The sequence below is a fragment of the Gracilibacillus sp. D59 genome (assembly GCF_052246695.1).
GTDB lineage: Bacteria > Bacillota > Bacilli > Bacillales > Amphibacillaceae > Gracilibacillus.
Genome location: NZ_JBQQCK010000019.1, coordinates 27,894 through 52,122, shown reverse-complemented (window position 1 = coordinate 52,122; position 24,229 = coordinate 27,894). Strand labels below are relative to the sequence as shown.

Genomic DNA, 24,229 nt, shown 5'->3' with positions numbered 1-24,229 from the left:
ACGTTTTATGTTCCGTGCTTTTTTTGTACGTTAGGAAAGTATAAAATTTTAGTAATGAAGTAATTCGACAAAGTAAAAATTTTGAATGTACAAAGTATAAGAAAAACTTCGGCACTCGTTAAAAGACGAGGCGAACGCCGAGTTCTTCTAATAAGAAGTTTCTTTGTGAGGACACACAACATCAAAAAAGATGGACGAGTTAATTAAATAGTAATCGAATTATTTGTTTCTGATAACGTCAAACGTGGCAGGTCCAGAAATTGCTGAATTCCCATTGCAGAAGCACCAACTACACTTGCCTTTGCACCTAGACCTGATATTACAATATCTCGGTATTGAGAAACAGAAGAAATCAAATGTTTTTTAATTTCTTCAAGTGCACAAGAGTAAATTTTTAATATAGGACTATTTAATACAATCATTTCAGGATTATAAAGGTTGATCACATTGTTTAATCCGATTGCCAAATCAGATATCCATTCGTTCAAGACCTTGATGAGATCTTCATTTTTTTCGTTTAATAATCTCTTTATATCTGCGTGTGTTTCTACTTTTGTTTCTAAATATTTATTTGCATTTTCAAAAAAAATGGGTTCAGAAGCATAGCGTTCCCAACAGCCCTTATTGCCGCATCGACAAGGTTTTCCTTTCGGATAAATAATCATATGTCCCATTTCGCCTGCATGTCCATGATAGCCTTTGTGCAATTCGCCATTAATAATGATTCCTGATCCAATCCCAGATGAAAGGTTAATATTTAATAAATTTTTGCTTTTATGATACTGAAATATTCGTTCGGCGTATGCAGATAGATTAGCATTATTTTCGATCGTAATATTATTGATGCCTAGTTTATTTAGATCCGTTAAAATATTCTTATCTCTCCATTGATTTCGTGGAATAAAGTGAATTCTGTTGTCACTAGATACCGTGCCGTGGATAGCGATTACTGTTTTAACCAAACCATATCTAGTTGATTCGAAATCTGCTTGGTACTTTTTTATACGATCTGCAATTAAGGCTACTATCTCATCATAAATATCAGTAAGTAGATCTACTTTTTCATATTTAACAGTGTTACCTTTTAAATCTGTAATATTAAAAAGTAGTTGATCATGTTCAAGATCGATCCCCAAAAAATAGGCTGTTTTCTCATTAATAGATAGTAGAATCGGCCTCCTACCGACAGAATGGTGTTCTTCTTGTCTTTCGTAAATTAAATCCTCGTCAAGCAGGTCATTTACTTGTACAGAAATAGTTGCTTTGTTAAGACCTGTAACTTTTGAAAGGCTAGCCCTTGAAATTTTATGATGCTCAAAAATCTCTGTTAATATATAGCTGCGATTTATTTTTTTTATGTAAGCTCCATCTCCTGTATGCATAAGTTACCTCCATATATTTATATTTGTTTAGAAAACAAACTAAAGAAATTGATTATTTTAATATAAATTATAACAAATACAGATAAGAAAAAGATAGTGGTTTAAGAGATAACGATCTAATTGAACTTATTCTTATTAAAAGGATTTATCACTTCTTAAACGTTCGTAAAACCCTGATAAGTTTCGTTAACATAAATATTATTCTCCACTCAAAAACGAACACTACTATAAATCTAGATGTGCAAAAGAAAAGACAACGCGACACAACTCATAAGCTAAGAAACTGTGTGGGAGATAAACGGATGCTAACCTCCTGATAAGTTCCGCTATCAATCAGTAGAAGTATCACTTTATCTGGATATCTGCTTTGATAAATATGCTTATGAACGTACCAGTTCTAAACTAAAGTTACTCCAAGAAAAACGATTACACAATAATAAATACATATTAATATGTATTTTTTACTCAAGATGAACATAAAAAGTCCGTACTAAACGTTAACTGTGCGCGTTTAGCACGGGACCTCTATTGATGTGGTACGTTTATTTATAATTAGCGGTAATCGGATGCTCAATAATAATTACCGTTCCACAGCCTTTTTTACTTCTAATGATAAATTTATAATCATGATTATAAATCAGGGACAACCGCTTTTGAATGTTCGTTAATCCTATATGGTCTGTTGTATACTCATTTTTGTTTATTTTATTTTGAAGATCATGCAACCTATCCGATTCGATTCCTTGTCCATTGTCAATAACGGTAAATCTAATAATTTCATGATCTAATCTAATTTTGATTTTTAAGTGAAGACAGTCGGCATCACTCTCATAATCAAAACCATGTTGCAAGCTGTTTTCAATAATAGGTTGTAAGATAAACTTTAAAACCTGTACATGTTTTAGGTCAGGTGAATAATCCCATTCCACATCGAAATATTTATCAGATCTAATCGCAAGAATTTCCAGATAATTCTTTGTGTTTTCTATTTCTTCTTCTAAAGTAACGGTGTGATGTTTAATTCTTAACGAAAAATTAAGTATATCTGTAAGGGTCTCCAACATTTTTGTCACTTTATTTGGTTTTCCTGTAAGCGCCATTGCTCTCCAATAAATGATAGCTAGCGTATTAGACAGAAAATGCGGATTAATTTGATTTTGCAGTGCAAGTAACTCCGCAGATTGTAGTTGATATTCCTTGTTATTAAGTTCTTTTTCCAGATTGTTTTGTGCAATGTAATTTTTAAGGATTCGTCGAACGATCAGCTGATATTCATTGTCCTTGAAGGAGACGTTTTTGATCAATTCTTTTTCATTTTGATTGGTAGTGTTTAAAATTTTAATAATATCACTAACATGTCGAGCATTTTTTCTTGATAAATAATAAATAGTGGCAGCTCCTAAAATAAGTGATAAAAATACAAATACAATTGTTAATAATCGTAATTGATTAGGTAAGAAGTAGATAATATCTTTTTCAATTACGGAATAGTATCTTAACTTATGCTCTTCAGAGTAGAGTTGATTGACAATATAATTCTTATTATTAATTTTCAGTTCATATGTTTCTTGTTTGTTAGTCAGTGATAAATCATTGATCTCCATTTCATCACTAATAGAATTGCCATACAATTTATTATTATTTTCATCTATTACAAAAATACTTTGGTTATGGTAATGGTTGAGCTCACTAATTAAATTTTTGAAAAAGTCTTGATTTATATTTAAGACGATTAACCCTTCAGCATTAGGAGCGTTTGTCTTAAAAACATTTTTATAAATGGTAATCACAGGATCTGGTTTCACAAATTCATAAGGTGCTATATTTCTCGTTTCGAACCAGAGCTTTTCATTGGTCGAATTAGAATTGAATTCTTTATACCAGTCTTGATCATACATAGTATCAATGTTTCTTACACCAGAACTTGAAGTGAGCACACGATCTTTATCATTCATATAGTATACATAAATTGAATGGATATAGTCGGTTGCAATATCTTTTCTGCGTAACGTTCCCCTCCCATATTCCAGATTTCTTTTTTGATCAAGGGTTAAATAATCGGAATCAAGAATGTTTTGAAGTGATAAAATAATTTGCGGATTCCAATTATAATCTAAATGTAATAAATGCATTTCATTCAAAACGATGTTGGTTTGTTGTTCGAGTTGTTGAAGCGTGTTTAAATTATTATTTGTAATTGATTCCTTCATATATTTATCTGTTATGATGATGGCAAATGACCCTAAAATAAACACAGGAATCAATAAAGGAAAAAGAAATAGCACAATATTTTTGAGTAATATTTTATTATTCATTACTATGTGATGCTTCTTTCTGTTTTCTGTATTCTCGTGGTGTCACACCATAGAACTTCTTAAACACACGAGTGAAGTTTTTCGGGTTTGTATAACCAACTAAACTGCTTATTTCATAGGTTTTATAATGAAAATCCGCTAACATCTCAGCAGCTTTTTTCATTCTGATTTCCGTTACATATGTTGAGAAATTCTTTCCGGTATTTACTTTGAAAAAAGTACTAATATAATTCGGTGACATTTTACAGAGGGCAGCTAAGTCCTCTAACGATATATCTGCATAATTTTTTATCGTAAACGCTTTGATTGTTTCAATAATATTGTCAGTATAGTTTGGGTAAGCTTTTGAATATTTAGTAGAAATATCTGTATCGAGTTGTTGTTTCAAATTAGTAAACACTTCCTGTATTTCATCGTATTTCCCTGGTTTTACGATATAGTCTACCACTCCATATTTCATTGCTTCTTTTGCATAATGGAATTCTTTATAACCACTTAAAAGAATTACCTTCGTTTGCTTTTTATCATGAAATACTTTTTTTGCTAGTTTAATCCCATCCATTACGGGCATACGAATATCAGTCAGTATAACATCCACCTGGTTCTCATCTAGGTAAGCTAATGCTTTTCTTCCGTTTTCACAATCATGGATAACCTCGAATCCTAAATTGTTCCAAGGGAAATAATTTTTTAAACCACTGCGGATCTCTATTTCATCATCAACCAATAGAATCTTATACATCCAAAAACTCCCTTCATTAAAAAAGGTATCATTTATTATTAAATAAGATAGAATATGAAACTTTATAATGTAAGCGCTTAAAAAATAAGTGTTTTTATTAATTGTAAGGCCTTTTTTGATAGTTTCGATCGAGTATACTAAACATATCGATTAAACATTGATTGCTTTGTTCTATTCTAATGGAACAAAGGAAAATTGACAATGTTAAACAGAGGGATGAGGAAATGAATTCGGTAAAATTAACGGAAATTATGCGAACATTTTGCATCACTGCGTTGAAATTAACTTATTTGAATACCTTGTGGTTTTTATTTATGCTTTTGGGTTTTGTTTTGTTCGGATTAGGTCCGGCCACCGCTGCATTATGTAAAATTCAACACAGTTGGTTAAAGGAAAAAGACGTTTCCTCTATTTTTTCCTCGTTTTGGAAAGAATACAAGTTAAGTTTTCTCAAAGTAAATATGTTAACCATCATTTTGATTGTTTTAGGTGCTATTATTTATTTTGATCTCCAATTTTTTATGGAAAAGGAAGGACTATGGTACAGAACAATTAGTATTCTCATTTTTATTTTCTCTATTTGGTATATGATGGTTGTTTTATATGTATTTCCTATTTATACCCATTATCAAGTAAAGTTATTTACAACCATCCGTTACGCTTTTATTGTGGCAATGTTAAATCCTTTTAAAACAATTGGAATGGCTGTTGCGGCTGGCGGGATGCTATATCTGTCTTTATACTTTCCGCAAATCATGTTTTCTATAGGAATTAGTTTAACTTTTTTTATAATAATGATCATGGCAACACATGGTATAGACCAAATAAAAGTATTAAAAGAGCGCTATAGCAATTAATGGTGATTTAAGACAATGAAAATTGTTTTAAATATATATTAAAAGAAAAGGGGAGATTGAAAGATGCAACGAATTTGGAAAAACGGCATGTTCATTGCGGTATTATTTTTGCTTATCAGTATTTTAGTAGCTTGTAGCTCTGATAGTGATTCTTCTGGATCTGATGCTACGGAAGATGAATCAGAATCAAGCGAAGATAAAGTTGAACTACGGATACTATGGTGGGGGTCGCAAGATAGACATGACAGAACTTTAGAAGTAATTGACTTATATATGGAAGAGAATCCTAATGTAGAAATTTCAGCGGAATTTACTGGATGGGATGGATATTGGGAGAAGATGGCAACACAGGCGGCAGGTGGAAATCTTCCGGATATCGTCCAAATGGATTATAAATATTTAGCTGAGTATGCAGGTAAAGATTTATTAGCAGATCTAAGTACACATGTTGAGAGTGGTGCACTTGATTTAAGTGACGTGGAAGATACGTATATTGACGGTGGTTATATTGATGATCAATTATTTGCCGTTAATATCGGCGCTAATGCCCACGCGATAGCGGTAGATAATGCCATGTTTGAAAAAGCAGGTGTTGAACCATTTGAACCAGGTTATACGTGGGAAGATTTAAAGGAAGCTTCAGCAAAATTGACGGAAAACCTAGGTGATGGTGTTTATGGTGTACATCCAAATGCTGGAGTAATGGGCTTTAAACATTATTTAAGACAAAACGGTCAATGGTTATATAATGATGATGGTACAGCGTTAGGGTATGAAGATGATCAATTATTAGTAGACTATTTACAAATTACAGCAGACATGCTGGAATCAGGTGGAGCAGCACCACCAGAAGTATTTATGGCAGCAAGTACTAATATAGAGCAATTTCCTATAGTTACGGAAGAAACTGCAATTGTTATGGATATTCATAGTAACCAATTAATCGCATTAGAATCAGCTGCAGGTAGACCTTTAGACTTGATGCTTCAGCCAACTCTAGAAGGCGGTGAATTAGGTCATTATATTAAACCAGGTCAGTTTTTATCTGTATCAAATGATTCAACAGAACAAGAAGAGGCAGCAAAATTCATCAGCTTTTTCACTAATAGTATCGAAGCGAATGAAATTTTAAATGCTGAACGTGGTGTACCTATAGCAGGAGCTGTTAGAAAGCATTTAAAAGAAAATGCATCAGATGCCGGTAAAAAAATGTTTGAATATGTAGAGTTAGCTCAAGAATATAGTCGAGAAATTGATCCGCCAGATCCACAAGGTGCAACAGAAATCGAATCATTGTTTGAGAATGAGGTGCAAGATCCGATTCATTATGGAGAAATAACTCCAGAGGAAGCAGCGGAGAATTTCAGGCAAAAAGCATCAGAAATACTAGCAAAAAATAAATAAATTGCAATAGTGGCCATCTTTTAGGTGGCTTCTGATTGCTTTAATTACTGGAGGTGTAGGGGATGGCTGAAGAAATAAATGAATTAAACCAAAAGAAACACACAGGCAAATTACGTAGTCAACTTAGATTGGATTTAATAGGGTTTGCATTTATTGCACCATGGCTAATTGGCTTCTTAGGCTTTATAATTGGTCCGATGATCGCATCACTATATTTTTCATTTACCAATTACGATTTATTATCTGCCCCGAGCTGGATAGGTTTAGATAATTACGTCAATATGTTTACAAATGATGATCGTTTTTGGAAGGCGATTCGTGTCACACTTGTTTTTGTGTTTGGAAGTGTACCATTAAAGTTAGCGTTTGCTTTGTTTGTAGCAATGCTATTTAATACAAAGCGTCGAGGTGTCGGAGTATATCGTACACTGTATTACGTACCATCAATTCTTGGAGGAAGTGTTGCGATTGCAGTTGTTTGGAAACAACTATTTGGTCGTGATGGTGCAGTAAATGATATATTATCTATTTTCGGCATTCCAACGACGAGTTGGGTAACAAGTCCTGATTTTGCATTATCGACATTAATATTATTGGTAATATGGCAATTTGGGTCGCCAATGTTAATATTCTTGGCAGGTTTGAAAGCGATACCATGCGAATTGTATGAAGCTGCTTCTGTTGATGGAGCGAATCCATTCTTGCAATTTATTAAGATTACATTACCTATGTTATCTCCTGTTATCTTTTTTAATCTTGTGATGCAAACGATCCAGGGTTTTATGGCATTTACACAAAGTTTTCTGATCACAAATGGTGGACCAATGGATAATACTTTATTCTATGCTGTTTATTTATATGAGAAAGCATTTGCTCATTTTGACATGGGTTATGCCTCTGCATTAGCATGGATTTTACTTTTAATTTGTGGACTATTCACTGCATTTATATTTAGAACCGCTAAAAGTTGGGTTCACTACGAATCGGAAGGAGGGAATTAATGATGAAAAAGAATAAATCACTTCGAACACTTGTATATCATGGATCCATATGGGTGATAGGATTATTGATGATTTATCCGATTTTATGGACGATTGCTAGTTCATTGAAAGCAGAAAATGAAATATTTCGCAATGCTGCATCATTAATCCCTTCTGAATGGAAATGGGAAAACTATGCAAAAGGCTGGGAAGGATTTGGAGATCTTAGTTTTGCTACCTTCTTTTTAAACTCTACATTTGTGACTACTATGGTCGTAATTGGAACCATTTTTTCTTCTACATTAGTGGCATTTGGTTTTGCAAGAGTGAATTTTCGTTTTCGTACACCATTGTTTGTTTGTATGATCATAACGCTAATGTTACCACAACAGGTAACATTGATTCCGCAATATATCCTTTTTCATAATTTGGGATGGGTCAATACGTATTTACCTTTAATTGTGCCAGCTTTTATTGGTGGTATTCCGTTTTTTATCTTTCTAATGATTCAGTTTATCAGAGGGATTCCAAGAGAATTAGATGAAGCTGCTTATATGGATGGTGCTAGTACGTTTTCGATCTTTTGGAGAATTATATTACCATTGACTACACCAGCGATTGCGACAGTTGCTATTTTCTCATTTTATTGGACATGGGATGACTTTATGACTCCATTAGTTTATTTAAATGATACCAAATTATACACGGTTGCCCTAGGTCTTCAGATGTTTTCAGACCCATCTTCCGTTTCAGCATGGGGACCAATGTTCGCAATGAGTGTTGCCTCCATTGTACCTCAGTTACTTGTATTCTTGTTTTTCCAAAAGTATTTAGTGGAAGGGATCACGGCAGGAAGTGTGAAAGGGTAATGTATGGAAGAGCCTGGGACAGATGTGCATTGTAATTAGTGAAATCTAAACGTTTGTTCGAATGTATTTCGATATCTTTTGGATTTATATACATACTAGGAAGATACTGCACAGTATCCGCTTATTGCTCAACAATATTTAGTGCATCGTTCGTGTTTGAAGTGAAGAAGAATATTATATACCAGGTTCTTTTTGCTTTGAAGGTGTGCACTCTCAGTCAAAAAATAAAATAAATAAAGCAATATTAGTTATTTTTTTATCCTATCGTTTACAATAGAATAAAAGTGTAAGTCTAATTTACCAAGAAAAAGTGAATATGTTGGTAGTCACATCCATTTTTCACCGGACGTAATAGAGCCAGCGTTATCATCAATAGGGGCGTCTTCTCGGTTAGATGTGTTCCACAAGCTTCATCATTGATTGATTCGCTCCTCAAAGCGGCAAGATATTGAAGAATTGGAGCAGTTAATCAAGAAGATGAGTGAGGTAAAAAATGATCAGCTGGCATCGGAGAAAAAAAGGTATGGGGAATGAAGACATTATTGATTCAGGTTCTTGTTCTGGTTAACCGTCTACGCCAAACCTCGCTGTCAATGATAAATACGATAAAGCACAGCACGCAAAAAAAATAGCCACCTATATCAAGGCGCACTTCAGCAAAAAAATGTCGATTGACCAGATAGCGGAAACATTGAATTTAAGTAAATACTATGTATCACACGTCTTTAAAGAGATGACAGGTTATCCCATTATGGATACGTAATGGCGACAAGTTTCCAAGAAGTCAAATTTCTTATAGAAGTAGATGAAGAGAAAATATTACAACAAATAGCAGATGAATGTGGTTTTGAAAGCGTTTCCCACTTAAGTCGTTTTTTAAAATCAAATGTTGGAATGACTGCTAGGCAATACCGACAGAAACGTCTTGAAATATACAAAAGGAGTGAAGGTTAATGTCAAAAGTGAAATTAGGAATTATTGGTTTAGGACAGCAAGGTGGCGCTTACGGGAATATGATCAAAGAAGGTCATGTAAGCAATATGGAACTTGGAGCAATTTGTGATATTGATCCCGAAAAGAAAAAACGCGCGGATCAAGAATTTCCTGGTGTACCTTTTTATGAAGATTATATGGAGATGTTAGCTAGTGGAGACGTTGATGCGATCGTAACTTGTGTACCACATTACTTACATCCAGAAATCGGGATCGAAGCACTAGAGCGCGATATTCATGCTTTATTGGAGAAACCTGCAGGTGTGTATACCAAACAAGTAAAAGAAATCAATGAATTCGCTAAAACTAAACCGGATCTAACCTACGCGATTATGTTTAATCAGCGTACCAATCCGCTTTATCAAAAAGTAAAAGAAATTATTGATAATAGAGAAATCGGTAAAATTAGGAGAACTAACTGGATTATTACGACATGGTGGCGTCCACAAGGTTATTATGATGCAGGTTCCTGGAGAGCAACATGGGATGGTGAAGGTGGCGGAGTTTTAGTAAATCAAGCACCACACCAAATTGATTTATTGCAATGGATTTGCGGGATGCCTGAAAAAGTTTACACGAAAGCACAATATGGCTTCCAACGCAATATTCCGGTAGAGGATGATGTAACAACGGTATTGGATTATGGGAATGGTGCGACAGGTGTATTTATTACTTGTACTCATGATGTGATGGGAACGGATCGTTTAGAAATCCACGGTGATCAAGGAAAAATTGTGGTTGATGACAGTAAAAAGGTAACGATTAAACGATTGAACAAACCTGAAAAAGAAATGAGCGACACTATGTCGATGAAAGAAGTTTCGAACTTACTAAAGGGAGAAGGACCTGGAGCGATCTATCAAGAGGAAGTTTTAGAGTTTGGTAGTGTTTGGGGTGGCCAACACTTAGCGGTATTAGAAAACTTCGCTGCTAATATATTAGACGGGACGCCTTTGCTTGCTCCTGGCAGTGATGGGATTAATGGTGTGGAACTGGCAAATGCCATGCACTTATCAAGCTGGTTAAATAAAGAAATATCCCTTCCAATCGATGAGAATTTATATTTAGAAGAATTAAATAAACTTAGAGAACAAGAAAATAGCTCCCAAATGCAATCATAAATTAAGTTTCTTCCTATGAAAGAAAGGGTGTGATAACATGCTACGAGTCGGAATAATAGGTCTTGGTGATATTTCAAAGATTCATATCGCTGCGATTAACGAAAGTTCATATGTAGAATTAGTAGCAGTTTGTGATATTGATACAACACTGCAGAGTAGTTTTAAGGAAGTGCCGTTTTACACAGATTATCAAGTTATGTTAGAGGAAGTAGTACTTGATTGTGTCCATGTTTGCTTACCACATTATTTACATTATCCAGCAACAGAAGCGGCAGTTAAACAAGGCGTGCATGTGTTACTAGAAAAACCACTTGCCCATAATTTAGCAGATAGCCGTGCCATTGTTGAACTTGAAGAAAACTATCCTGAAGTGAAAATCTGTGTTAGTTTACAAAATCGATTAAACGAAACAGTAGAAGAATTAGCATCGATAATTGCCGATGGTAAATATGGTGAAGTGAAAGGGTTGAAAGGAATTGTTACATGGCACCGTCCTAAATCGTATTATGAAGCAAAACCATGGCGTGGTTCGATGGAAACTGCCGGTGGCGGTGTGATGATTAATCAATCAATTCATACGTTAGACCTTTTGCAACTGTTTGGTGGCAAAATTGATAGAATTCGTGGTTCTGTCGACCGGTTACTAGATTACGGTTATGATGTTGAGGATACGGCGACCGCTCATATAATATACCAAAATGGAGCAACAGGTCTTTTCTTTGCTACTATTTCCAATGCACAGAACTCATCGGTTGAATTTCAGGTTATCTTAGAAAAGGCAAAATTAACGATAAAAGACAGTATATTAACGATTGCTAATGAAAATGGAAAGAAAGTAAAACTGGCAGAAGATAGCAAGTTAGCAGGATCGAAATTTTATTATGGAGCAAGTCATACGAAATTAATTGATCAATTCTATCAAGAAATTATCAATGATGGCAACCATTATATTCATGCAAAAGATGCTCAAGTTTCGGTGGAAATGATCCATGTAATACGTGAATCATCAGAAGCGAAACAGACACTGAATATGGAGCTTTTCCATGATCAAAAATAAAAGGTAAAGAAGAAAGAAAAGTCCAGTTAACACAAGGTTACATACAAAACTAATTGTTTTTAATAGGAAAATGAATTGAAAACACTTACAATAGATAGTAGATTAATAGTTATAAGGAGTGTGAGTTGATGAGTAATGCAGATGGTATGAATTATGCACCAAAGGGTAAACCAAACCCTGTCGTCAAAGAAGGAGAATTTGTTTTTGCAGCAGCAGGATTAGATCATGGACATATCTTTGGTCAATGTAATGGATTACTAGAAGCGGGTGCTACTTTAAAGTGGGTCTATGATCCGGATCAACAAAAAGTGGATAACTTTTTGAAAAAATTCCCGCAGGCTAAACAGGCAGAGTCTTTAGAACAAGTGTTAGACGATCAAGAAGTGAAACTTGTCGCAGCAGCGGCAATTCCATCTGAACGAAGTGCTTTAGGAAATCGAGTCATGAGAGCAGGGAAAGACTACTTCACAGATAAAACACCATTCACAACCCTCGAACAATTAGAAGAAACGAAGAAAGTAGTAGAAGAAACAGGACAAAAATATATGGTTTATTACAGTGAACGTATACACGTGGAAAGTGCTGTTTTTGCTGGACAATTAATTGAACAAGGCGCGATAGGTAGAGTTATTCAAGTAACAGGCTTTGGTCCCCATCGACTAAACGCGCCAAGTCGACCGGATTGGTTTTTTGAGAAAGAAAAATATGGTGGGATCTTGTGTGACATTGGTAGTCATCAAATTGAACAATTTTTATTCTATGCTGGCTGTGAAGATGCAGAAGTATTACACAGTAAAATAGGAAATTATGCTAATCCGGACCATCCTGAACTTGATGATTACGGTGACGCGACATTAAAAGGAGATAATGGTGCAACACAATTTTTCCGTGTCGATTGGTTTACACCAGACGGTTTGAGTACTTGGGGCGATGGGAGGATGTTTATTGTTGGGACGGAAGGAACGATAGAGATCCGGAAATATGTTGATTTAGCCACAGACAAAGGTGGAAATCAGCTTTATCTTGTCAATCACGAAGGGGAAAAACATTATGATCTAAGAGGTAAAGTTGGATACCCATTTTTTGGTGAACTAATTAAAGATTGTATCCATCGTACTGAGAATGCTATGACACAGAAACACGCATTTAAAGCAGCTGAACTATGCCTGAAAGCACAAGAAAAAGCGATAGATGTTACAAAATGATCAAGTTAGAAGGGCTGCCCGTTATGTGTGGGTAGTCCTTTTTCATTTGTGCATAGATAAAAAACTATAAATAAACTTCCCGTCGAATAAAAGAAGCAGTCTAATCGACGCTCAGCACTGATTTTAAGCTCATCACGTCGAATAGAACGAGTCTAATCGACGTTTTGCACTGGTTTTAAGCTCATTGCGTCGAATAGAATAAGTCTAATCGATGTTTGACACTTCCAACACGTCGAAAACAACCAACCTAATCGATGTTTATGCGAGTAAAGAAAAAAGCATATTCCTTTTTCCAAAATTATGTGATAAAATCAAAATAACAACGTTGTTATACGAAAGAGAATATAATCTTTTGATAAAAAGGGGAGTGAGCATTTGGCAGAGTTTCTCGTCATCTTTAAAGATGTAATTCTCCCTATTTTTATTTTGTTGGCGATTGGGTTTTGTTTACATCTTAAATTTAGATTGGATATAGCGACATTAGCCAAAATAAATATTTATTTTGTCGTGCCAGGTTTTATTTTTGTGAGATTGTATGAAGCAACCTTTAGTCTTCAGCTATTCGCGCATGTGTTAGCTTTTTTTCTGTTATTAGTATTTTTGCTATATTTGGTAGCGCTAGTAATTGCCAAGATAATGCGGATTAAAGGTGGAAAGAGGACGACATTTGCTAATAGTGTAATGTTTTTTAATTCAGGTAATTACGGTGTACCGGTAAATGACTTAGTTTTTCGTGGTGACCCATATGCAATGTCAATTCAAGTCATAGTGCTAACTTTACAAAATATTTTTCTTTTTTCTTATGGGATTTTTTCACTAAGAGCAGCTAAAGATGGAAAATGGAAGGCAGCTTTAGGTTATTTTAAAATGCCAGTGCTATATGCCATGCTTTCAGGAGTCCTGTTAAATGCATGGAATATTTCGATTCCTGAACCAATTTGGGTATCAGCTAATTATATTGCTGATGCGATGATAGCGTTTGCGTTGATGACATTAGGTGCACAGGTAGCTCGATTGAAGTTCAAGCGAGGGTTATATACGGTTTATGCCAGTATTACCTTGCGTTTAATTGGTGGCCCGATTGTCGCATTCATTATTATTAGTCTTTTTCAATTGGAAGGTATGATGGCTCAAGCATTATTTATCGCTGCTGCGATGCCCACTTCTGTTAACAGTGCCGTCATTGCCGAAGAATACAAAAGTCATCCGGATTTAGCAGCACAAACAGTACTATTTTCAACGATAGCAAGCATGCTTACAGTGACAGGAACCGTTTACGTTGCGCAGCTATTATTTTAACCAGTTAGAAATGGAACACATCCTTATATGAAAGGGTGGAATAATTAATTTGTCCACCAAACAAATTAATGTTATACTAAACGCAATAAAATTAGCAAAACGGTACCATACTAATGGAGAAGGAGTGAATCCGATGGGGATTTTACATGAATTAGTGCAAGATATTCCGATTCCTAAAATGATGAAAGTGAAACAATACTTTGATGATCAGCAAATCGATGATTTAGGAGCAGTCTTGAATCAGCAATTAAATCAAAAAGGAATAGAGAATCAGATTAAACCTGGGATGGAAGTGGCAGTTGCAGTTGGTAGCCGTGGGCTTGACCGTCTTGTTGAAACAACGAAAGTAACAATAGATTTTCTTAAAGAACATGGTGCTAAACCATTTATCGTTCCATGTATGGGTAGTCATGGTGGTGCAACAGGTCCAGGGCAAAAAGCGGTACTTGAGCACCTCGGTGTTAAAGAAGATGTAGTTGGAGCAGAAATCCGTTCTTCGATGGAAGTTATTAAAATTGATGAATTAGAAAACGGCTTACCAATTTATATTGATAAGCTTGCATCAGAAGCAGATGGCATTGTGGTTATAAATCGTGTAAAGCCACATACCGCATTCCGAGGTCCTGTTGAAAGTGGTATTATGAAAATGATTAGTATTGGTTTAGGAAAGCAAAAAGGTGCAGAAGCTTGTCATCAATTAGGTTTTAAACATATGGCAGAACACGTACCGGCAATGGCAAAAATCATCATCGATAAAATGCCGATACTTTTTACCGTAGCAACGGTGGAAAATGCGTTTGATAAAGTGGCTACATTAGAAGTGTTATTACCGGAAGAAATTGAAGAACGGGAACCAGAGCTACAAAAACTTGCCAAAAAATCGTTACCAAAACTTTTCTTTGAACAGATTGACGTACTAGTGATCGATGAAATAGGTAAGAACATCAGTGGGGATGGAATGGATCCAAATATCACTGGACGCTATCCGACACCATATGCATATGGTGGTCCAGATGTAACGAAAATGGTGGTATTAGATCTAACTGAGGAAACAGAAGGCAATGCCAATGGTGTAGGTACAGCAGATTTCACCACACAAAAGCTGGTAGATAAAATGAATCGAGAAGCAACCTATGCTAATGGTTTAACTTCTACAGTTGTAGGTCCTACACATATATCAACGGCAATGCCTGACGATAGAACAGCGGTTCAAGCTGCCATTAAAACATGTAATATTTTAGATTTTACTAAAGCTAGAGTAGTTCGAATTAAAAACACACTAGAAATTGGTGAAATAGAAGTGTCGGAAAATATGCTCGACGATGTAGAAAAACATGACAATCTTGAAAAATTGTCCGACTTATATGATTTCGAATTTGATTCTGAAGGAAATCTAAAATAAAACAGAGAGGGGAAGTCTATAATGAGTAAATTATTTGATTTAACAGGAAAAGTAGCTGTAGCACTTGGAGGAAACAGTACATTAGGTGGTTCGATGGCAAAAGGTTTGGCTGAACATGGAGCAAAAGTTGCCATTGTTGGACGTAACTTAGAAACAGCTGAAGAGGTCGTAAAAGAAATTCAAAACGATGGCGGCGAAGCTAAAGCTTTTCAGGCAGATGTAAGTGATCTTTCAACAGTAGAAAACGTAGCAAAAGAGATTGAAGAATGGTCAGGTGGATGGGATATCCTTGTCAATGCACCAGGTATGAATAGTACCACACCATACTTAGAGCTATCTACTGAAGAATGGGATAAAATAATGGATGTTAACTTAAAAGGGATTGTATTTGCCACACAAATTTTCGCGAAGAAAATGGTAGAACAACAACGCGGTGGTAGCATTATTAACATTTCGTCCGTTTCATCTACCACACCACTTTCTAAAGTGTTCACTTATTCCGCTTCAAAAGCAGCGATCAATAGTGTAACACAATATTTAGCCCGAGAATTTGCACCACACAATATTCGTGTCAATGCGATCATTCCAGGGTTCTTTCCAGCAGAACAAAACCGTAAAATTCTAAGTGAAGACCGTGTGAATTCGATCATGAATCATACACCAATGAATCGTTTTGGAGAGCCGGAAGAATTACAAGGTGCAACGGTTTACCTTGCATCTGATAAAGCAAGCGGCTATGTTACAGGTGAGTTGCTGCGAGTTGATGGTGGTTTTGGAAGCATGACGATATAATAAAGTGAGACTATTATTAGGGTGTTAGCGTCTGTCCCAACTTAGCTTCATAATGTGTGCAGACGATTAGCACCGTGATAAAGACCAACAAACCGCAAAGGGGGAGAGATAGAACATGATTGAACAAAAACATCAAAACTTAGTTTCTATTCTCCAGGAAATGAAAAAAGTAGTTGTGGCTTTTTCAGGTGGTGTGGACAGTACCTTTTTATTAAAAGTAGCAGTGGATACACTAGGAGTCGAAAATGTTCTGGCAGTGACAGCTGACTCGGAGACTTATCCAACAAGTGAACTGGAAGAAGCCAAAAGGTTAGCTGAGCATATCGGTGCCAGACATCAGGTGATTGAAACGAGTGAACTTGCGATTCCGGGTTATACAGAGAATGATAAAAACAGATGTTATTTCTGTAAAAACAGCTTATTTGACCATCTCGTACCGATAATGCAGGAAAAAGGATTCCAGAACATTGTTTATGGTGTGATTGCCGATGATATGAGTGAATACCGCCCAGGCATGAGAGCGGCGAAAGAGCAAGGGGTGCGCGGTCCATTACAGGAAGCCGATTTATATAAAGAAGAAATTCGTGAATTATCGAAACAAATGGACTTGCCAACATGGGATAAACCATCTTTTGCGTGTTTATCCTCAAGGATTGCCTATGGTGAAACGATAACGAAGGCAAAGCTTACCAAAGTTGATAAGTCGGAAGCCTTCTTGAAAACAATCGGCCTTCGACAGGTGAGAGTTAGGACTCATGAAGACATTGCAAGAATTGAAGTTGAACCGCAAGATATGCAGAAATTATTAGCGAATCATCAACGAGTAACGGAAAAACTGCAGAGCTATGGCTATAAATTTGTTACAATGGACTTGGTAGGATATAAAAGCGGTAGTATGAACCGTGCTCTATCATAAAATGGAGAAAAGCTTTGGATCTTGTCCAAAGCTTTTCTCTTCTGGGTAAGGAGGACATTATGGAGGAATTAGTGATTGGTCTCGATTTTGGGACTACAAGTGTGAAAGCAGTAGCATTTGACTTAAAAGGAAACGTAAAAAAAGAAGCAGAACAATTGATTGAAACCTATTATCCTAAAACAGCATTTGTTGAACAGAAACCTGATGAAATCGAAGCAAGTGCTAGAAAGGTGCTAGCCGATATATTTGCTGAGACAAAACACCAAAACGTATTAGCAGTCGGAATTTCATGTGCAATGCACTCATTGATCTGTGTCGATCAAGATGGAAGTCCATTATCTGATATGTCGATTTGGTCAGATGGAAGAAGCAGTGAATTAGTCGCAGGTTTAGACCCTACTATTAAAAAAAGTGTCTACAGTAAAACGGGTACACCGATTCATCCGATGTCACCATTATTAAAGCTTATGTGGATGAAAGAAAATAACTATCAACCGTATCAACAAGCGGCATATTTTATGTCGATGAAGGAATATCTGTTGTTTAAATGGTTTGATAAGCGAGTCATTGATTATTCGATGGCATCAGCTACCGGTTTAATGAATGTAAAATCATTGGATTGGGAAGAGGAAGCATTAGCGCTTGCTGGCGTTGAGCGTTCACAATTATCAAAGATTGTTGGACCAACGGAAATAGTGGATGGCCTAAAAGCGGAAATTGCTGCAGAACTTAGTTGGCCAGAAGGAACCCCATTAGTAATTGGCGCTGCAGATGGACAATTAGCCAATCTTGGAAATGGTGCGATTAAGCCTGGAGAAGTAGCGGTGACAGTCGGTACTAGTGGTGCGATTCGTCAATTAATATCCGGACAGCATGTCAACGAAAATGGTGAAACTTTCAGTTATGCCTTTACATCAGATACCTCCATAATTGGTGGACCGACTAATAATGGTGGAATAGCTTTACAGTGGCTCAAGGATATGATGGAATTCGAAGGTAGTCACGAGCAATTTTTAGTAGGAGCAGAAGATGTGGAGATAGGTGCTGACGGGTTGCTTTTTGTCCCTTATGTCAATGGAGAACGCGCACCGGTATGGAATCAAAAAGCACGAGGTAATTTTTATGGTTTAAACGTAACGCACCGTCGTCCGCATTTAGTTCGTGCTGTTTTGGAAGGAATCGTATTTAATTTGTATCAAATTGGACAATCACTTGAAGAAATTGCTGGAGCGCCAACTACTATTTCGGTAAATGGAGGGTTGTCAAAATCTCCATTATGGGTTCAAATATTGGCAGATGTGTTTGGACAGGAGATACAATTAGCCGATACACACCATGGTGCAGCGTGGGGAGCGAGTTGGACAGCTCTCGTGGCAACTGGTAAAGTAGAATCATTCGAAAAGATTAAAGAGAATATACCGATTGACCAGGTTGTCGAACCGAATACCGACAATCATACAAAATATAAAGAAGTGTTCGCAAAATATCAGCAAATCGCAAAGGACATAGAGAAGTATTTTTAAAGTGGCCATTAAATTGGAAATAGTGGTCATTAAACCAATAAAAGTGGCCATAAAATCCTTGAGAAAGTGGCCATAAACTTTGTGTATCAGTTTATGGATGTGATGAAATGCTTGAAGATATCTTAAAAAAAGTAGCTAGTGGGGAATTATCACCAGATGTAGCAAAAGAAAAGCTTGCCACATTTGAAAATCTTGGCTTTGCGAAAGTCGATCATCATCGAAAAAAACGACAAGGCTTTCCTGAAGTGATTTTTGGTGAAGGGAAAGAACCGTCACATATTATCGATATTTCCCGGGCAATGATGGTGAAAAAGGAAAACATATTGATAACAAGAGTTACTCATTCTAAGGCAGAAGAGATTGTTGAACGATTACCTGATTTTCAATATGACCATACAAGTAGAACATTGTTTATGAAAAATAGTCTGGAAGAAACTCATTATAAAGGCTATATTGCCGTGGTATGTGCGGGAACTTCTGATTTACCAGTCGCAGAAGAGGCTGCCAAAACAGCAGAAGCCTATGGTGTGGAAGTCAGACGTTTTTATGATGTAGGTGTAGCAGGAATACATCGCTTAATGGCACATATTGATGAAATAAGGCAGGCGACAGTATCTGTTGTTGTAGCTGGAATGGAAGGCGCTTTACCAAGCGTAGTAGGAGGGCTTGTCTCTCATCCGATAATGGCAGTGCCGACTAGTGTTGGGTACGGTGCGAATTTTCAAGGGCTATCTGCTTTGCTAACAATGCTTAATTCTTGTGCATCAGGAATCAGTGTGGTCAATATTGATAATGGGTTTGGTGGCGCTTATAATGCGGTAATGATCCACCGAATTGCGAATCAAACATCGTAGAAAACGAAATGGTTGATAAGTCTAAACTCGTTTCAATTACACTTGGAACGAGTTTTACTATTTTAATGGAAAACATCCGATTTCTTAAACTATGCATGTTATAATAATTACCGGTATTTCAATTCAGATAAGGAGTAATCAATAGTGAAGAAATATAGTTTTTTGTTACTAATGATACTTATAGTTATCATGGCAGGTTGCAGTGATAAACCAGCACCTGAAACAAATGCTAAATCAGATCAAGAAGATCAATTGACATTAGCAATCGGGGGAGAGCCGGATGGTGGCTTTGATCCAACAACAGGCTGGGGAAGATATGGCTCACCACTTTTTCAAAGTACGTTATTAAAACAAGATCATAATATGGAAATTACATATGATCTTGCTACAGATTATCAAGTGTCAGATGATGGTTTAACATGGAATGTTACACTAAGGGATGATGTGCAATTTTCTGATGGTGAACCGTTAACAGCGGATGATGTTATCTTTACATATAAAACGGCAAAACAAGCCCAATCGATTGTTGACTTAGCCAATCTGGAAAGGATCGAAAAAAAAGGTGACTATCAAGTAACTTTTCACCTATCACAGCCACAATCGACCTTTGTTTATTCACTAAAAAGATTAGGAATTGTTCCAGAACATGCCTATGATGAGAATTATGCGGAGAATCCGGTTGGTTCTGGTCCCTATCAATTAGTAGAATGGCGAAAAGGGGAACAGTTAATCGTCAAAAAAAATCCTTATTACTATGGAACTCAGCCGGAATTTGAGCAGCTTACCTTTTTATTTGCAGGAGAAGATCAGGCAATTGCGGCAGCGAAAGCAGGGAAAGTTGATGTGTTATCAGTGCCGATTACAATGGCTGATCAAGAAATGAAAGGGATGAAGCAGATTTCTTTACAAAGTGTTGATAACAGAGGGGTAATGCTACCATATCTTGAACCGACAACGAATGAAGAAGGAGAGCAAGTAGGAAATGCTGTAACATCAGACCCTGCTATCCGAAAAGCACTCAATTATGCAGTGGACCGCCAGGCAATCGTAGACGGTGTATTGAATGGCGAAGGATCAGTCGCTTTTTCCAGTGCGGACGGATTACCATGGGGAAACTCTGAAGCAACCATTGAAGATGCTGATCAAGAGCGTGCCGAACAGATTTTGAAGGATGCAGGCTGGGAACGAGGAAAAGATGATATTTTTGAGAAAGATGGACAAAAGGCTAGTATAACGCTTTATTATCCTTCCGATGATCAAATGAGACAATCCCTTTCACTTGTTTTTGCAGACATGATGAATCAGTTTGGCATTGAAGTCACTACAGAAGGTGCAAGTTGGAGTGAGATTGAGCGAAAAATGCATGCTAATCCTGTCATGATGGGTTGGGGTAGTCATGATCCGATTGAAATATATTCGCTTTATCATTCCTCCATGCAAGGAATTGACTATTATAACGCTAATTATTATCAAAATGAACAAGTCGATCACTATTTAGATCAAGCGATACATGCACGCACAGAAGATGAGGCAAATAAATATTGGAAACTAGCTCAATGGGATGGCGAGACAGGCATAAGTACGTTAGGCGATGCGCCTTGGGTGTGGCTAGTTAATCTCAATCATATTTACTATATTAATGAAAAGATTGATATAGGCGAACAAAAAATACAGCCACATGGACATGGTTGGCCAATCACAGATTTTATAACAGAATGGCAAATAATAGAGTGAACAGGAAAGGAGACGTACGTAAATGGCAATTGCGATTATAAAGAAATTAATACGGTTAGGTATATTGCTTTTTGCGGTAAGTCTCCTTACTTTTTTACTTGTCAGCATGTCTCCGGTTGATCCGGTACGAGCATATATTGGAGCAGACATGCTGCTGATAAGTCCAGAGCAACGGGAGCTAATCGAAGCATACTGGGGATTGGATCAACCTCTTTTTACCCAATATGTACAATGGATTTCTAGTATTCTGTCAGGTGATTTCGGTACATCGTTAATTCATCGTGTGCCTGTGATAAAGGTCATAAGTGATAGATTTTTCTCTTCAATTCTATTAATTGCTCTTGCATGGCTAATGTCAGGATTGTTAGGTGTTGTATTAGGATCTGTTGCTGCGATGAAACAGGGAACATGGATTGACCGGTTTATTAAAGGATATTGTTATCTGTTACTTTCCACTCCAGGATTTTGGTTAGGACTGTTACTCTTAATGGTATTCTCGGTCTGGCTAGGCATTTTCCCGACAGGCCTGAGTGCACCGATAGGCATAACTGCATCGGAAATAACCATTGTTGATCGTCTCTATCATGCTATTTTACCAGCTATAACGCTTAGTATTATTGGTGTTGCCAATGTTTGTTTACATACAAGAGAAAAATTGTTAGATGTGTTGCAGACACCTTATATTCTGCAAGCGAGAGCCAATGGTTATGCTGGCATTCATTTATTTATGAGACACGGCCTCCGTAATATGTTGTTACCTGCCATTTCAGTGCATTTCGCTTCATTTGGAGAACTATTTGGTGGGGCGATTATTGCAGAACAAGTATTCAGTTATCCTGGATTAGGACAAGCGGTAGTGGATGCAGGATTACAGGGAGACATCCCCCTATTCCTAGCCATTGTACTAATAAGTGCGATGTTTGTATTTGTCGGTAACTGGATAGCTGATATTTTATATCTCGTTTTAGACCCTCGCTTACGAAAAGGGGGGAACAGGTCATGAAAAAAAATATGATGATCCCGCTTTTCTTATTTCTTGCTATTTATTTGCTATCGTCCGTGTTAACCAAGGATATGATTAGTCTTGATTTAATCAGCAAGAATCAGGCACCAAGTTTATCGCATTTATTTGGGACTGACTGGCTCGGGCGTGATATGCTACTCCGAACACTTAAAGGAATTCAACTCAGTATTACCCTTGGTATTGTAACAGCATTGCTCTCGACCTTCTTAGGGCTATTACTGAGTCTTCTGGCAACGCTCAATCAATACTTTGATAAAATGGTATCATGGCTGATCGATTTATTTCTAAGCTTACCACATCTTGTTACATTAATATTGATCTCGTTTGTTTTGGGCGGTGGATTCAAAGGTGTAGTGATTGGTTTAATGCTGACCCATTGGCCTGCGATAACTAGGGTACTAAGAGCGGAGCTATTGCAATTAGAGTCAATGCCATACGTGCAAATTTCAAAACAGCTGGGAAAAGGATTCTGGTGGCGAGCAAGACATCATTTTCTACCACACCTTTTTCCACAATTAATGGTAGGCTTTACTTTAATTTTTCCGCATGCGATCTTACATGAAGCATCGATAACTTTCTTAGGATTTGGTTTATCAGCTGAAGAACCGGCAATCGGGATTATTTTGTCGGAATCGATGCAATATTTATCTTCGGGTATGTGGTGGCTTGCTTTTTTTCCAGGTTTGACATTGCTAGTTATGGTTATTCTATTTCAACGTTTTGCTAATGCATTCCAAAACCATTTAGAAAGGGATCGTTCCTATGGACACTATTTTAACAGTTAATCAACTTTCTGTTTTTCATCAAAAATCGGAACATTATCTGTTAGAAGACATTCGTTTATCATTAACAAAAGGACAAGTGTTAGCACTTGTTGGTGCAAGTGGTTCAGGAAAGAGTCTCTTAGCTCAATCGATATTGCAACTGTTGCCTGATAACCTTCGTCAAAAAGGGGAAGTGCTATATGGTGATCGTTATGTAACAGAAGATGACCGTGGTAGAAACGTCGTATTAATACCACAGTCAGTCGAGGCACTTGATCCATTGATGAAAGTTGGCAAACAGATAGAAGGTCTGATTCAAGCGGAGGATTCTCATCTGGAGATGCTTGACTTATTAGCAAGATTGGGGTTGGATGCTGAAATTGCAACACGTTACCCGTTCCAATTATCTGGAGGACAAGCACGGAGAGTATTAGTAACGATTGCACTAGGGAGTCCTGCCAACGTGGTGATTGCCGACGAGCCAACTCCTGGACTTGACCAGGTGGCTAAGGATGAAATGATTTCTTTATTAAAAGAGGTTCAACAAGCAGGGAAAGCCATACTCTTGATTACCCATGATTTTGATGTTGCACTTCAACTTGCGGACCAGGTAGCTGTTTTAGATAATGGAAAGATCGTCGAAGTAACTAATGTCGATAATTTTTCCGGTGATGGGGAGAAATTAGCACATCCTTTTACAAAAACATTATGGCAGTCCCTCCCACAAAATTTATTTTTGAAATGATGCAGAAAAAATATAAACTGCGAAGTAAAGCTGTCGAGGATTTGCTTTCTTCCATCCTTTCTTGAATGGAGTGTTATGGCCACCGCTCCGGCAGAATACTTCGCTTTCCATGGGCACGGCTTCAGCTAACTTGGTAAAGAAGACCGCTTTACCAAGTGGATCTTCAGCTCGTGCTGTTCCCATAGGAGTCTCCGTATTCTGCCTCCACTAATGACATTATTCTATATTTTTAAAGTGGAAGTACTCGGAAA

General features: G+C 36.8%; 23 protein-coding genes. 19 read left to right on the top strand and 4 right to left on the bottom strand.

Annotated features, from left to right (window positions below):
- Positions 1-203: 203 nt before the first annotated feature.
- The 3 genes from ACTWP4_RS21610 to ACTWP4_RS21600 all read right to left on the bottom strand — a co-directional run bounded on the left by ACTWP4_RS21610 (position 204) and on the right by ACTWP4_RS21600 (position 4,439).
- A complete protein-coding gene (locus ACTWP4_RS21610; protein ID WP_443130856.1) occupies positions 204-1,382 on the bottom strand; it encodes an ROK family transcriptional regulator in 1,179 nt (392 codons plus the stop codon).
- A 542-nt stretch (positions 1,383-1,924) separates the two neighbouring features.
- On the bottom strand, positions 1,925-3,697 hold the full coding sequence (locus tag ACTWP4_RS21605) for a sensor histidine kinase (protein ID WP_443130855.1): 1,773 nt from the start codon (positions 3,695-3,697) through the stop codon (positions 1,925-1,927).
- Positions 3,690-4,439, bottom strand: coding sequence for a response regulator transcription factor (locus ACTWP4_RS21600; protein ID WP_443130854.1), 750 nt, complete (start codon positions 4,437-4,439; stop codon positions 3,690-3,692). Before ACTWP4_RS21600 ends, ACTWP4_RS21605 begins: the two co-directional genes overlap by 8 nt.
- Positions 4,440-4,663: 224 nt before the next feature.
- Between ACTWP4_RS21600 and ACTWP4_RS21595 the strand changes: the two genes are divergently transcribed.
- The 19 genes from ACTWP4_RS21595 to ACTWP4_RS21505 all read left to right on the top strand — a co-directional run bounded on the left by ACTWP4_RS21595 (position 4,664) and on the right by ACTWP4_RS21505 (position 23,978).
- Positions 4,664-5,296: a YesL family protein gene (locus ACTWP4_RS21595; RefSeq protein ID WP_443130853.1), complete on the top strand. Its 633-nt coding sequence runs from the start codon at positions 4,664-4,666 to the stop codon at positions 5,294-5,296.
- A 63-nt stretch (positions 5,297-5,359) separates the two neighbouring features.
- Positions 5,360-6,700 (top strand): ABC transporter substrate-binding protein, encoded by a 1,341-nt coding sequence (locus ACTWP4_RS21590; protein WP_443130852.1) that lies wholly within the window; start codon positions 5,360-5,362, stop codon positions 6,698-6,700.
- A gap of 62 nt (positions 6,701-6,762) precedes the next feature.
- Positions 6,763-7,701, top strand: a complete 939-nt coding sequence (locus tag ACTWP4_RS21585) for a carbohydrate ABC transporter permease (RefSeq protein WP_443130851.1) — start codon at positions 6,763-6,765, stop codon at positions 7,699-7,701.
- 2 nt (positions 7,702-7,703) lie between these two features.
- The gene (locus ACTWP4_RS21580) at positions 7,704-8,549 is read left to right on the top strand and encodes a carbohydrate ABC transporter permease (protein ID WP_443130859.1); all 846 of its coding nucleotides are present in this window, start codon (positions 7,704-7,706) and stop codon (positions 8,547-8,549) included.
- Between the two features lie 628 nt (positions 8,550-9,177).
- Positions 9,178-9,312, top strand: a complete 135-nt coding sequence (locus ACTWP4_RS21575) for an AraC family transcriptional regulator (protein ID WP_443130858.1) — start codon at positions 9,178-9,180, stop codon at positions 9,310-9,312.
- Positions 9,312-9,503, top strand: a complete 192-nt coding sequence (locus ACTWP4_RS21570) for an AraC family transcriptional regulator (RefSeq protein WP_443130850.1) — start codon at positions 9,312-9,314, stop codon at positions 9,501-9,503. The genes ACTWP4_RS21575 and ACTWP4_RS21570 overlap by 1 nt, the downstream gene beginning before the upstream one ends.
- Positions 9,503-10,663, top strand: a complete 1,161-nt coding sequence (locus ACTWP4_RS21565; protein WP_443130849.1) for a Gfo/Idh/MocA family protein — start codon at positions 9,503-9,505, stop codon at positions 10,661-10,663. The genes ACTWP4_RS21570 and ACTWP4_RS21565 overlap by 1 nt, the downstream gene beginning before the upstream one ends.
- Before the next feature lie 37 nt (positions 10,664-10,700).
- Positions 10,701-11,720, top strand: coding sequence for a Gfo/Idh/MocA family protein (locus ACTWP4_RS21560; protein WP_443130848.1), 1,020 nt, complete (start codon positions 10,701-10,703; stop codon positions 11,718-11,720).
- A 128-nt stretch (positions 11,721-11,848) separates the two neighbouring features.
- A complete protein-coding gene (locus tag ACTWP4_RS21555; protein WP_443130847.1) occupies positions 11,849-12,925 on the top strand; it encodes a Gfo/Idh/MocA family protein in 1,077 nt (358 codons plus the stop codon).
- A 375-nt stretch (positions 12,926-13,300) separates the two neighbouring features.
- Positions 13,301-14,224 (top strand): AEC family transporter, encoded by a 924-nt coding sequence (locus tag ACTWP4_RS21550; RefSeq protein ID WP_443130846.1) that lies wholly within the window; start codon positions 13,301-13,303, stop codon positions 14,222-14,224.
- Positions 14,225-14,357: 133 nt separating this feature from the next.
- Complete coding sequence (locus tag ACTWP4_RS21545; RefSeq protein WP_443130857.1) at positions 14,358-15,626, top strand: lactate racemase domain-containing protein; 1,269 nt, start codon at positions 14,358-14,360, stop codon at positions 15,624-15,626.
- A 21-nt stretch (positions 15,627-15,647) separates the two neighbouring features.
- Positions 15,648-16,418 carry a glucose 1-dehydrogenase gene (locus ACTWP4_RS21540; protein WP_443130845.1) on the top strand — a complete coding sequence of 257 codons (771 nt, stop codon included), beginning with the start codon at positions 15,648-15,650 and terminating at the stop codon, positions 16,416-16,418.
- 115 nt (positions 16,419-16,533) lie between these two features.
- The gene (gene larE / locus ACTWP4_RS21535; protein ID WP_443130844.1) at positions 16,534-17,334 is read left to right on the top strand and encodes an ATP-dependent sacrificial sulfur transferase LarE; all 801 of its coding nucleotides are present in this window, start codon (positions 16,534-16,536) and stop codon (positions 17,332-17,334) included.
- 59 nt (positions 17,335-17,393) lie between these two features.
- The gene (locus ACTWP4_RS21530; RefSeq protein ID WP_443130843.1) at positions 17,394-18,857 is read left to right on the top strand and encodes a gluconokinase; all 1,464 of its coding nucleotides are present in this window, start codon (positions 17,394-17,396) and stop codon (positions 18,855-18,857) included.
- Positions 18,858-18,964: 107 nt separating this feature from the next.
- Positions 18,965-19,711, top strand: coding sequence for a nickel pincer cofactor biosynthesis protein LarB (gene larB, locus ACTWP4_RS21525; RefSeq protein ID WP_443130842.1), 747 nt, complete (start codon positions 18,965-18,967; stop codon positions 19,709-19,711).
- Positions 19,712-19,855: 144 nt separating this feature from the next.
- Positions 19,856-21,445 carry an ABC transporter substrate-binding protein gene (locus tag ACTWP4_RS21520; protein ID WP_443130841.1) on the top strand — a complete coding sequence of 530 codons (1,590 nt, stop codon included), beginning with the start codon at positions 19,856-19,858 and terminating at the stop codon, positions 21,443-21,445.
- A gap of 22 nt (positions 21,446-21,467) precedes the next feature.
- Positions 21,468-22,448 carry an ABC transporter permease gene (locus ACTWP4_RS21515; RefSeq protein ID WP_443130840.1) on the top strand — a complete coding sequence of 327 codons (981 nt, stop codon included), beginning with the start codon at positions 21,468-21,470 and terminating at the stop codon, positions 22,446-22,448.
- The gene (locus ACTWP4_RS21510) at positions 22,445-23,254 is read left to right on the top strand and encodes an ABC transporter permease (RefSeq protein ID WP_443130839.1); all 810 of its coding nucleotides are present in this window, start codon (positions 22,445-22,447) and stop codon (positions 23,252-23,254) included. Before ACTWP4_RS21515 ends, ACTWP4_RS21510 begins: the two co-directional genes overlap by 4 nt.
- Positions 23,232-23,978 carry an ATP-binding cassette domain-containing protein gene (locus ACTWP4_RS21505; protein ID WP_443130838.1) on the top strand — a complete coding sequence of 249 codons (747 nt, stop codon included), beginning with the start codon at positions 23,232-23,234 and terminating at the stop codon, positions 23,976-23,978. Before ACTWP4_RS21510 ends, ACTWP4_RS21505 begins: the two co-directional genes overlap by 23 nt.
- Here ACTWP4_RS21505 and ACTWP4_RS21500 read toward each other — a convergent pair.
- Positions 23,964-24,161, bottom strand: coding sequence for a hypothetical protein (locus tag ACTWP4_RS21500; RefSeq protein WP_443130837.1), 198 nt, complete (start codon positions 24,159-24,161; stop codon positions 23,964-23,966). The two genes, ACTWP4_RS21505 and ACTWP4_RS21500, sit on opposite strands and share 15 nt — an antisense overlap.
- Positions 24,162-24,229: the final 68 nt, after the last annotated feature.